General features: G+C 61.4%; 14 protein-coding genes. 7 read left to right on the forward strand and 7 right to left on the reverse strand.

The window, feature by feature from the left end; genetic code table 11:
* Nucleotides 1–171: 171 nt before the first annotated feature.
* The gene (locus FNJ47_RS41910) at nt 172–387 is read right to left on the reverse strand and encodes a hypothetical protein (RefSeq protein WP_163162133.1); all 216 of its coding nucleotides are present in this window, start codon (nt 385–387) and stop codon (nt 172–174) included.
* Nucleotides 388–701: 314 nt separating this feature from the next.
* On the opposite strand from FNJ47_RS41910, the gene FNJ47_RS41915 reads away from it, so the two are divergent.
* The 3 genes from FNJ47_RS41915 (at nt 702) to FNJ47_RS41925 (ending at nt 2,020) form a co-directional block, all read left to right on the forward strand.
* Nucleotides 702–1,331, forward strand: a complete 630-nt coding sequence (locus FNJ47_RS41915) for a hypothetical protein (RefSeq protein ID WP_236000451.1) — start codon at nt 702–704, stop codon at nt 1,329–1,331.
* A complete protein-coding gene (locus FNJ47_RS41920) occupies nt 1,298–1,531 on the forward strand; it encodes a hypothetical protein (RefSeq protein WP_163162135.1) in 234 nt (77 codons plus the stop codon). Before FNJ47_RS41915 ends, FNJ47_RS41920 begins: the two co-directional genes overlap by 34 nt.
* A 159-nt stretch (nt 1,532–1,690) precedes the next feature.
* Nucleotides 1,691–2,020, forward strand: a complete 330-nt coding sequence (locus tag FNJ47_RS41925; protein ID WP_229182640.1) for a hypothetical protein — start codon at nt 1,691–1,693, stop codon at nt 2,018–2,020.
* Nucleotides 2,021–2,102: 82 nt separating this feature from the next.
* Here FNJ47_RS41925 and cax (FNJ47_RS41930) read toward each other — a convergent pair whose 3' ends face one another.
* A complete protein-coding gene (gene cax, locus FNJ47_RS41930; RefSeq protein ID WP_163162137.1) occupies nt 2,103–3,206 on the reverse strand; it encodes a calcium/proton exchanger in 1,104 nt (367 codons plus the stop codon).
* A gap of 361 nt (nt 3,207–3,567) precedes the next feature.
* On the opposite strand from cax (FNJ47_RS41930), the gene FNJ47_RS41935 reads away from it, so the two are divergent.
* A complete protein-coding gene (locus FNJ47_RS41935; protein ID WP_236000453.1) occupies nt 3,568–3,942 on the forward strand; it encodes a Spy/CpxP family protein refolding chaperone in 375 nt (124 codons plus the stop codon).
* A gap of 216 nt (nt 3,943–4,158) precedes the next feature.
* On the opposite strand, the gene FNJ47_RS41940 is transcribed toward FNJ47_RS41935, so the two are convergent.
* A complete protein-coding gene (locus FNJ47_RS41940) occupies nt 4,159–4,839 on the reverse strand; it encodes a LysR substrate-binding domain-containing protein (RefSeq protein ID WP_163162139.1) in 681 nt (226 codons plus the stop codon).
* Here FNJ47_RS41940 and FNJ47_RS41945 point away from each other — a divergent pair.
* A complete protein-coding gene (locus FNJ47_RS41945; protein ID WP_163162141.1) occupies nt 4,838–5,311 on the forward strand; it encodes a LysR substrate-binding domain-containing protein in 474 nt (157 codons plus the stop codon). The genes FNJ47_RS41940 and FNJ47_RS41945 overlap by 2 nt on opposite strands.
* 216 nt (nt 5,312–5,527) lie before the next feature.
* Here FNJ47_RS41945 and FNJ47_RS41950 read toward each other — a convergent pair whose 3' ends face one another.
* Nucleotides 5,528–5,902 carry a Spy/CpxP family protein refolding chaperone gene (locus tag FNJ47_RS41950; protein WP_236000453.1) on the reverse strand — a complete coding sequence of 125 codons (375 nt, stop codon included), beginning with the start codon at nt 5,900–5,902 and terminating at the stop codon, nt 5,528–5,530.
* Between the two features lie 361 nt (nt 5,903–6,263).
* On the opposite strand from FNJ47_RS41950, the gene cax (FNJ47_RS41955) reads away from it, so the two are divergent.
* Nucleotides 6,264–7,367 carry a calcium/proton exchanger gene (gene cax / locus FNJ47_RS41955; RefSeq protein WP_163162137.1) on the forward strand — a complete coding sequence of 368 codons (1,104 nt, stop codon included), beginning with the start codon at nt 6,264–6,266 and terminating at the stop codon, nt 7,365–7,367.
* An 82-nt stretch (nt 7,368–7,449) separates the two neighbouring features.
* Here the strand turns inward: cax (FNJ47_RS41955) and FNJ47_RS41960 are convergent, their stop codons facing one another.
* The 3 genes from FNJ47_RS41960 to FNJ47_RS41970 form a co-directional block, all read right to left on the reverse strand.
* On the reverse strand, nt 7,450–7,779 hold the full coding sequence (locus FNJ47_RS41960; RefSeq protein WP_229182640.1) for a hypothetical protein: 330 nt from the start codon (nt 7,777–7,779) through the stop codon (nt 7,450–7,452).
* 159 nt (nt 7,780–7,938) lie between these two features.
* The gene (locus tag FNJ47_RS41965; protein ID WP_163162135.1) at nt 7,939–8,172 is read right to left on the reverse strand and encodes a hypothetical protein; all 234 of its coding nucleotides are present in this window, start codon (nt 8,170–8,172) and stop codon (nt 7,939–7,941) included.
* Nucleotides 8,139–8,768, reverse strand: a complete 630-nt coding sequence (locus FNJ47_RS41970) for a hypothetical protein (protein WP_236000451.1) — start codon at nt 8,766–8,768, stop codon at nt 8,139–8,141. The genes FNJ47_RS41965 and FNJ47_RS41970 overlap by 34 nt, the downstream gene beginning before the upstream one ends.
* Before the next feature lie 314 nt (nt 8,769–9,082).
* Here FNJ47_RS41970 and FNJ47_RS41975 point away from each other — a divergent pair, with 314 nt between their 5' ends.
* Nucleotides 9,083–9,298, forward strand: coding sequence for a hypothetical protein (locus FNJ47_RS41975; RefSeq protein WP_163162133.1), 216 nt, complete (start codon nt 9,083–9,085; stop codon nt 9,296–9,298).
* Nucleotides 9,299–9,469 lie beyond the last annotated feature (171 nt).

A 9,469-nucleotide genomic window follows, 5' to 3' on the forward strand; every position in this document is an offset into this window, starting at 1 on the left:
CGAGTTCGTCTTCCCATTCCGCCATGGTCAGCCCTCCAAGAGCCGACCACCCATGAATCATTGAAAAATTGATTCGGGAATCCTATAACGCACGGCAAAATCAACAATCTGCCAAAGTAGTGCTAGCGCGTGTTCTGATCATTTGCGCGCCAATCGCAACCGATCATCGCGTCATCGTTGATCGTTGAACGGTTTGGCCAGGTAGACCGGTGCGCGCACTGGCTGGATCGTCAGCCGATAGGCAATCAGGTTGGTGCCGTCGAACGCCTCAAGCAAGTAGTCGCAAGCGGGACAGTGATACTCACCCTTGGCGCCGGGTTCAGACCATAGCTCCAACCGCCGGAAGCCCGCGCCACAGCACGCGCACGTTACATCCGCTTTCCGCACTTTCATCCTCTTGGCAGCACTCTACAGCAAGCAAAGGAATTGGTGAAACCCGGCAAGAAATGCGTCTTTCGCCTGATTGAGGCGAGACCAAATGTCATGGAACCCTTCAGATCATTCTAGCCAGGTTGATCCGGCAGCAAAGTGCAGATTGTGCCTGCAGGCTTGATGGAACGAGCCGACGCTTTGTTCGAACGCGCGCCCCGCAGAGTGGCAATTTCGAGCGCGATTGCGTTCCATTGATCTACGTCAATCTCGCGCACCGAAATTGTCGCAGCTTCGTCGGTCACAATTTCGTCCGTTAGGGAGGACACGCCATGCTTCGTTGTATCCTCGCCATTCTGGCAACTGTGGTTCTCGTTGCCGTCTGCCTGCTTCCTGATGACGCTTATGCCGTCGTGGAGGCGGCGGCGGCGGCTTCCGTGGCGGCGGTGGCGGCGGGTTTCATCGCGGAGGCATGCATGCCGGCGCCGGCAGAATGCACGCTGGTGCGGGAAGGATTCACGGTGGAGGATATCGCACTGCCGGCCGCGCGCGCCCCTCACACCCGATCGCTGGCCGTCCGGGCCGACCGATTGCAGGCCGTCCAGGCTATCCAGGTCGACCGGTTGCAGGTCGTGCTGGCCGACCGGTCGCAGGCTATCCCGGTTATGGTGGAGGCTACTGTCGACCTGGCTGGGGTTATGGTGCTGCAGCAGCCGGCGCTGCGGCTGCGGCCGGCGCGTATTACGGCAGCTATGGCTACTACGGGAACCAGAACTGCTACTACAATGAATACAATCAAATGGTTTGCCCGCAGTATTGATAGCAGTTCGATTGAGCCGCGATCGGTTGCTCGTTCGTCGCGCGGCAAGGTCGCGATGATGAGACCTGTGGTGACCTCCTCCGTTTGCGTATCAAGGGAGATGAACCGATGGAGTACAGCGCATTCAGCGATGCGAGCCTGAAGATGATGCACGAGGCGGTTCGCGGCGCGCTCCAGGCCGACGATGAATTTGAGGGTCGCGGAGACGCGCCGGTGTTTCGGGTGCGGACGACAGCCGAATGGAAGCGTCACGCCGGCAATCTCGAGGACGAGATGTTGAGGCGAGGACTTCAGGTCGACGTCATCGACTGGACGAGCAGGCAGGGAGAGTTTGCGCTTTGAAGTCGTCGCATGCGCAGCGGCGACGCGGGCTCCGTATAGCGCAAATGCCCTCGCCCTTCCCCGCCTGACGCATCTGAAAGGCTTGATCCAGATCAACAGCTCCCCGAGCTCATGGTTTTCAAACCAGGCTGGGTAGGACCGCAGGATTGGAGGAGACCCATGAAGACGAAACCAGGGACATTCGCGTTGACTGCGACCATCATCGCGTGTGCCACGCTACTATCCGTCGGTCGATCGGAACAGGGCGGCGTCTTGATTTCCGTCGAGAGCGCGCAAGCGCGGGTCGGCCGCCCCTTGACGCCCGTGAGTGTCGCGGGCGTTGCCCGTCGCCAGACACGCAGAGCCGTGTACGGCACCGCTGCCGTGGGAGCCGCGGCGGCCGCCGGCGCCTATGGCTATTATCACTATCCTTCCAACGGTCAGGGCTTCGTCTGTCAGCCGGGCACATATTTTCGTGGCGAGGACGGCCGACAGCACCTCTGCCAGTAAGCCAATGCCAACGGGGCAAGACGATAACGTCTTGCTCCCCATTGCCCGAGAGGCATCCGCGACCAGGCAGGCGCGTTGCTGGTCAGACCGGACCGTGCGATCCCGGCGGCACCATATACAGCGTCATGGCGAAAATCGCATAGATGAACATCAGCAAGGCGCCGATGAACCATGCCGACCTTCCGCTGTTGGTGACGAAGCAGGACGTCACGGAGGCGATCATGACCATCGTCACGGCCCCCGGCCAGAACTGCAAGTCCATTGGCTTCGGACCGATGACGTAGCTGAGCAGAACCAGTGCCGGCGCGACAAACAAGGCGATCTGCGACGCACTTCCGAGCGCAATGCTGACGCTCATGTCCAACCGGTTCTTGCGCGCCGCGGAGAACGCGACCGCCATTTCCGCCGCAGCGCCGACCAGTGCGACGATGATGAAGCCGACAAAGGCCGAGCTCAATCCCAGCGTCTCTCCCGCCTTCTGCACCGAACTCACGAATATCTCGCTTACCAGTGCAACCAGCACCGTAACCACGAGAAGCGTGCTTACGGCCAGTCCGATCGGCCAACCGGCACCGCCTGTCTCGCCATGGTCCCCGCTTTCGAACAACTCCTTGTGTGTCTTGAGCGAGAACAGCAAGCCTAGTCCATAAGCACATATCAGCAGCACCGCGAGGCCGGTACTGAGCGTCTGCGCCATGACCTGGCCTCGCGCCTGGTCGAGGTCGGCAACGGCTGCGGGTGCAAGCAGCGCAATCGTCGCCATCAGCAGCAGCGCGGCGTACATCCTCCCCCCGGCTCTATTGTACTCCTGAACGTGATAGCGGAGGCCGCCGAGCAGGAACGAAGCGCCGAGCATGAAGAGTGAGTTGGTGACGATGGCGCCGGCAATCGATGCCTTGACCAGTGTGTATTCCCCGGCATGAAGCGCGGCGATCGCGATGATCAGCTCCGTCAGGTTTCCCAGGGTCGCATTGAGCAAGCCACCGATCGCATCGCCGGTTTTTTCGGCGACGCTCTCCGTTGCGTGACTGAGGAGCGCAGCCAGCGGCACGATGCTCAGGACGGCGAGGACAAACAGAGCCGTGTGCGCAGTGGGAGCCACGTTTTCGACCACCAGCACAATCGGCACGAAAACCAGCATCCAAAGTAGTGGATTGTGGCGAATTTCCTTGAGCAGGAGCTGCATGGGACCGCCCGATCGGTGGGAGTTGGATAGCAATTTCTGAACGCAACGGGCCGCTCGAGCTTGATCTAGCTCAACCCGGCACCACCGAGGTCCCGCGGTATCTTGCGAACGGTCAGACGCGCGTTCCTGTCTCCGGCTCCCTGCCCTTTGACGTAGATCAACAGGCGGCGGATCCGGCTGTGTCTTCCTGCTTGGGGGGCGTCCACGACAAGCAGTTCAGGAGCTCGCAATGACGAGGACCGCAGCCGCAGCAGCGATTGCAGTTTTGATGACCACCTCGTCTCTCGCCTTCGCGGCGGAGACATCGTCGACTGTCGGCGTGGCGCCACCCAGCGCTGCCGACCTGAAGAGCCTGACCGACATGCGTGTCGGCATCGTCAAGGCCGCCTTGCAGCTAACTCCCGATCAGGAGAAGTACTGGCCGGCCATCGAGGACGCGATCCGTACCAGAGCGAAAAACCGCCAGGCCCGGTTGGAGCGGATCGCCGAATTGCACGAGAACGGCCCGATGGACGGAATGAATGAAGGCAATCCCGTCGAATTGATGCAGCGCCGGGCAGACCGGCTCATTCAGCGTGGGACCGACCTCAAGAAGCTCGCCGATGCCTGGGATCCGCTCTACAAGACGTTGAGCGATGACCAAAAGCGAAGGATGGCCTTCGTGTCGTTTGCCGTCATGCGCGGCGTGCGAAATGCGATCGAGCAGCGCAGCGGTCCGGAATACGAGGACGAATAGGGATAGACGGTCGATGCCGGCGTAGGTGAATCGCAGCGATCGTTTATCCGTGAATGATCCGACGCTCGACTCATGCGTGATGCCGGCTCGACGCCGTGCGTGGCGTGCAGCGCTGCCGGACAGAATTCGGCAGCGCCGACGGCCGGTTCCAGCGCCGGCACACGGCCAGCGTTTACGCCTTGGTGTAACCCATTGCGCGGTTCTCCGACATGAGATCTAGGAACTGCGCCGCCGTGAACGCTGTCCGCCGGCGCGGCGCGCTGCGGATGTCATGCTGCCCTGCGATCTCGCTTCCTGAACCAGCCAATCCCTGAACTTCTGCGTCGCCGGATCGATGCTGCCGGCCGCGCCATGGCAGTAATAGGATTCGCCCGGAAAATTCAGCCTCGGAAACGGACTTGCCAGATCACCGCTCGCGATCGCCTCCTGCAGGACGTTCTGCGGCGCCACCACCGCTCCGAGCCCATCCTGGACTGCCTGGCTCGCCACGAACAAATGATCGAACCGGTGTCCGCCCGCCATGAACGCGTCGCTGATGCCGACGTGCTTGAGCCACGCCGCCCACTCCTGGGGCCGGGTCATCGACTCGATCAGATGATGACTCTTGACGTCGGCAGGCTTGGCGAGCGGCTTCCGTGCCAGCAGTTTCGGAGAGGTCAGCACCGCCAGATCCTCGCGAAACAGCAGCATGCACTCGCTGAGACGTGAGGATGGCGCCGCGACCTCTCCGCGCGTGACCACAAGATCATGCGCCGAGAAATTCGGCGGCTGTCCGGTCATGCGGGTCGAAACCCAGACATCCGTGCGAGGGTTTTGCGCACGATAGCGATTCACGTGCGGTAACAGCCAGTACATCGCAAAGGTCGCGGCGCCATCCTCACGTCTCAGCGAGTGCATGCTGCTGTTTCGCGAGGATCTGGCGGTGCTGACCTCTCCGAAACTGCTGGCACGGAAGCCGCTCGCCAAGCCTGCCGACGTCAAGAGTCATCATCTGATCGAGTCGATGACCCGGCCCCAGGAGTGGGCGGCGTGGCTCAAGCACGTCGGCATCAGCGACGCGTTCATGGCGGGCGGACACCGGTTCGATCATTTGTTCGTGGCGATCCAGGCAGTCAAGGATGGGCTCGGATCGGTGGTGGCGCCGCAGAACGTCCTGCAGGAGGCGATCGCGAGCGGTGATCTGGCAAGTCCGTTTCCGAGGCTGAATTTTCCGGGCGAATCCTATTACTGCCATGGCGCGGCCGGCAGCATCGATCCGGCGACGCAGAAGTTCAGGGATTGGCTGGTTCAGGAAGCGAGATCGCAGGGCAGCATGACATCCGCAGCGCGCCGCGCCGGCGGACAGCGTTCACGGCGGCGCAGTTCCTAGATCTCATGTCGGAGAACCGCGCAATGGGTTACACCAAGGCGTAAACGCTGGCCGTGTGCCGGCGCTGGAACCGGCCGTCGGCGCTGCCGAATTCTGTCCGGCAGCGCTGCACGCCACGCACGGCGTCGAGCCGGCATCACGCATGAGTCGAGCGTCGGATCATTCACGGATAAACGATCGCTGCGATTCACCTACGCCGGCATCGACCGTCTATCCCTATTCGTCCTCGTATTCCGGACCGCTGCGCTGCTCGATCGCATTTCGCACGCCGCGCATGACGGCAAACGACACGAAGGCCATCCTTCGCTTTTGGTCATCGCTCAACGTCTTGTAGAGCGGATCCCAGGCATCGGCGAGCTTCTTGAGGTCGGTCCCACGCTGAATGAGCCGGTCTGCCCGGCGCTGCATCAATTCGACGGGATTGCCTTCATTCATTCCGTCCATCGGGCCGTTCTCGTGCAATTCGGCGATCCGCTCCAACCGGGCCTGGCGGTTTTTCGCTCTGGTACGGATCGCGTCCTCGATGGCCGGCCAGTACTTCTCCTGATCGGGAGTTAGCTGCAAGGCGGCCTTGACGATGCCGACACGCATGTCGGTCAGGCTCTTCAGGTCGGCAGCGCTGGGTGGCGCCACGCCGACAGTCGACGATGTCTCCGCCGCGAAGGCGAGAGACGAGGTGGTCATCAAAACTGCAATCGCTGCTGCGGCTGCGGTCCTCGTCATTGCGAGCTCCTGAACTGCTTGTCGTGGACGCCCCCCAAGCAGGAAGACACAGCCGGATCCGCCGCCTGTTGATCTACGTCAAAGGGCAGGGAGCCGGAGACAGGAACGCGCGTCTGACCGTTCGCAAGATACCGCGGGACCTCGGTGGTGCCGGGTTGAGCTAGATCAAGCTCGAGCGGCCCGTTGCGTTCAGAAATTGCTATCCAACTCCCACCGATCGGGCGGTCCCATGCAGCTCCTGCTCAAGGAAATTCGCCACAATCCACTACTTTGGATGCTGGTTTTCGTGCCGATTGTGCTGGTGGTCGAAAACGTGGCTCCCACTGCGCACACGGCTCTGTTTGTCCTCGCCGTCCTGAGCATCGTGCCGCTGGCTGCGCTCCTCAGTCACGCAACGGAGAGCGTCGCCGAAAAAACCGGCGATGCGATCGGTGGCTTGCTCAATGCGACCCTGGGAAACCTGACGGAGCTGATCATCGCGATCGCCGCGCTTCATGCCGGGGAATACACACTGGTCAAGGCATCGATTGCCGGCGCCATCGTCACCAACTCACTCTTCATGCTCGGCGCTTCGTTCCTGCTCGGCGGCCTCCGCTATCACGTTCAGGAGTACAATAGAGCCGGGGGGAGGATGTACGCCGCGCTGCTGCTGATGGCGACGATTGCGCTGCTTGCACCCGCAGCCGTTGCCGACCTCGACCAGGCGCGAGGCCAGGTCATGGCGCAGACGCTCAGTACCGGCCTCGCGGTGCTGCTGATATGTGCTTATGGACTAGGCTTGCTGTTCTCGCTCAAGACACACAAGGAGTTGTTCGAAAGCGGGGACCATGGCGAGACAGGCGGTGCCGGTTGGCCGATCGGACTGGCCGTAAGCACGCTTCTCGTGGTTACGGTGCTGGTTGCACTGGTAAGCGAGATATTCGTGAGTTCGGTGCAGAAGGCGGGAGAGACGCTGGGATTGAGCTCGGCCTTTGTCGGCTTCATCATCGTCGCACTGGTCGGCGCTGCGGCGGAAATGGCGGTCGCGTTCTCCGCGGCGCGCAAGAACCGGTTGGACATGAGCGTCAGCATTGCGCTCGGAAGTGCGTCGCAGATCGCCTTGTTTGTCGCGCCGGCACTGGTTCTGCTCAGCTACGTCATCGGTCCGAAGCCAATGGACTTGCAGTTCTGGCCGGGGGCCGTGACGATGGTCATGATCGCCTCCGTGACGTCCTGCTTCGTCACCAACAGCGGAAGGTCGGCATGGTTCATCGGCGCCTTGCTGATGTTCATCTATGCGATTTTCGCCATGACGCTGTATATGGTGCCGCCGGGATCGCACGGTCCGGTCTGACCAGCAACGCGCCTGCCTGGTCGCGGATGCCTCTCGGGCAATGGGGAGCAAGACGTTATCGTCTTGCCCCGTTGGCATTGGCTTACTGGCAGAGGTGCTGTCGGCCGTCCTCGCCACGAAAATATGTGCCCGGCTGACAGACGAAGCCCTGACCGTTGGAAGGATAGTGATAATAGCCATAGGCGCCGGCGGCCGCCGCGGCTCCCACGGCAGCGGTGCCGTACACGGCTCTGCGTGTCTGGCGACGGGCAACGCCCGCGACACTCACGGGCGTCAAGGGGCGGCCGACCCGCGCTTGCGCGCTCTCGACGGAAATCAAGACGCCGCCCTGTTCCGATCGACCGACGGATAGTAGCGTGGCACACGCGATGATGGTCGCAGTCAACGCGAATGTCCCTGGTTTCGTCTTCATGGGTCTCCTCCAATCCTGCGGTCCTACCCAGCCTGGTTTGAAAACCATGAGCTCGGGGAGCTGTTGATCTGGATCAAGCCTTTCAGATGCGTCAGGCGGGGAAGGGCGAGGGCATTTGCGCTATACGGAGCCCGCGTCGCCGCTGCGCATGCGACGACTTCAAAGCGCAAACTCTCCCTGCCTGCTCGTCCAGTCGATGACGTCGACCTGAAGTCCTCGCCTCAACATCTCGTCCTCGAGATTGCCGGCGTGACGCTTCCATTCGGCTGTCGTCCGCACCCGAAACACCGGCGCGTCTCCGCGACCCTCAAATTCATCGTCGGCCTGGAGCGCGCCGCGAACCGCCTCGTGCATCATCTTCAGGCTCGCATCGCTGAATGCGCTGTACTCCATCGGTTCATCTCCCTTGATACGCAAACGGAGGAGGTCACCACAGGTCTCATCATCGCGACCTTGCCGCGCGACGAACGAGCAACCGATCGCGGCTCAATCGAACTGCTATCAATACTGCGGGCAAACCATTTGATTGTATTCATTGTAGTAGCAGTTCTGGTTCCCGTAGTAGCCATAGCTGCCGTAATACGCGCCGGCCGCAGCCGCAGCGCCGGCTGCTGCAGCACCATAACCCCAGCCAGGTCGACAGTAGCCTCCACCATAACCGGGATAGCCTGCGACCGGTCGGCCAGCACGACCTGCAACCGGTCGACCTGGATAGCCTGGACGGCCTGCAATCGGTCGGCCCGGACGGCCAGCGATCGGGTGTGAGGGGCGCGCGCGGCCGGCAGTGCGATATCCTCCACCGTGAATCCTTCCCGCACCAGCGTGCATTCTGCCGGCGCCGGCATGCATGCCTCCGCGATGAAACCCGCCGCCACCGCCGCCACGGAAGCCGCCGCCGCCGCCTCCACGACGGCATAAGCGTCATCAGGAAGCAGGCAGACGGCAACGAGAACCACAGTTGCCAGAATGGCGAGGATACAACGAAGCATGGCGTGTCCTCCCTAACGGACGAAATTGTGACCGACGAAGCTGCGACAATTTCGGTGCGCGAGATTGACGTAGATCAATGGAACGCAATCGCGCTCGAAATTGCCACTCTGCGGGGCGCGCGTTCGAACAAAGCGTCGGCTCGTTCCATCAAGCCTGCAGGCACAATCTGCACTTTGCTGCCGGATCAACCTGGCTAGAATGATCTGAAGGGTTCCATGACATTTGGTCTCGCCTCAATCAGGCGAAAGACGCATTTCTTGCCGGGTTTCACCAATTCCTTTGCTTGCTGTAGAGTGCTGCCAAGAGGATGAAAGTGCGGAAAGCGGATGTAACGTGCGCGTGCTGTGGCGCGGGCTTCCGGCGGTTGGAGCTATGGTCTGAACCCGGCGCCAAGGGTGAGTATCACTGTCCCGCTTGCGACTACTTGCTTGAGGCGTTCGACGGCACCAACCTGATTGCCTATCGGCTGACGATCCAGCCAGTGCGCGCACCGGTCTACCTGGCCAAACCGTTCAACGATCAACGATGACGCGATGATCGGTTGCGATTGGCGCGCAAATGATCAGAACACGCGCTAGCACTACTTTGGCAGATTGTTGATTTTGCCGTGCGTTATAGGATTCCCGAATCAATTTTTCAATGATTCATGGGTGGTCGGCTCTTGGAGGGCTGACCATGGCGGAATGGGAAGACGAACTCG

The sequence above is a fragment of the Bradyrhizobium uaiense genome (genome assembly GCF_010811875.1).
Lineage (GTDB): Bacteria > Pseudomonadota > Alphaproteobacteria > Rhizobiales > Xanthobacteraceae > Bradyrhizobium > Bradyrhizobium uaiense.

Coding starts and splice junctions, on each gene's coding strand:
- FNJ47_RS41915 (WP_236000451.1), top strand. CDS start 702: ATGCTTCGTTGTATCCTCGCCATTCTGGCAACTGTGGTTCTCGTTGCC.
- FNJ47_RS41920 (WP_163162135.1), top strand. CDS start 1,298: ATGGAGTACAGCGCATTCAGCGATGCGAGCCTGAAGATGATGCACGAG.
- FNJ47_RS41925 (WP_229182640.1), top strand. CDS start 1,691: ATGAAGACGAAACCAGGGACATTCGCGTTGACTGCGACCATCATCGCG.
- cax (WP_163162137.1), bottom strand. CDS start 3,206: ATGCAGCTCCTGCTCAAGGAAATTCGCCACAATCCACTACTTTGGATG.
- FNJ47_RS41935 (WP_236000453.1), top strand. CDS start 3,568: ATGCGTGTCGGCATCGTCAAGGCCGCCTTGCAGCTAACTCCCGATCAG.
- FNJ47_RS41945 (WP_163162141.1), top strand. CDS start 4,838: ATGCTGCTGTTTCGCGAGGATCTGGCGGTGCTGACCTCTCCGAAACTG.
- FNJ47_RS41940 (WP_163162139.1), bottom strand. CDS start 4,839: ATGCACTCGCTGAGACGTGAGGATGGCGCCGCGACCTTTGCGATGTAC.
- FNJ47_RS41950 (WP_236000453.1), bottom strand. CDS start 5,902: ATGCGTGTCGGCATCGTCAAGGCCGCCTTGCAGCTAACTCCCGATCAG.
- cax (WP_163162137.1), top strand. CDS start 6,264: ATGCAGCTCCTGCTCAAGGAAATTCGCCACAATCCACTACTTTGGATG.
- FNJ47_RS41960 (WP_229182640.1), bottom strand. CDS start 7,779: ATGAAGACGAAACCAGGGACATTCGCGTTGACTGCGACCATCATCGCG.
- FNJ47_RS41965 (WP_163162135.1), bottom strand. CDS start 8,172: ATGGAGTACAGCGCATTCAGCGATGCGAGCCTGAAGATGATGCACGAG.
- FNJ47_RS41970 (WP_236000451.1), bottom strand. CDS start 8,768: ATGCTTCGTTGTATCCTCGCCATTCTGGCAACTGTGGTTCTCGTTGCC.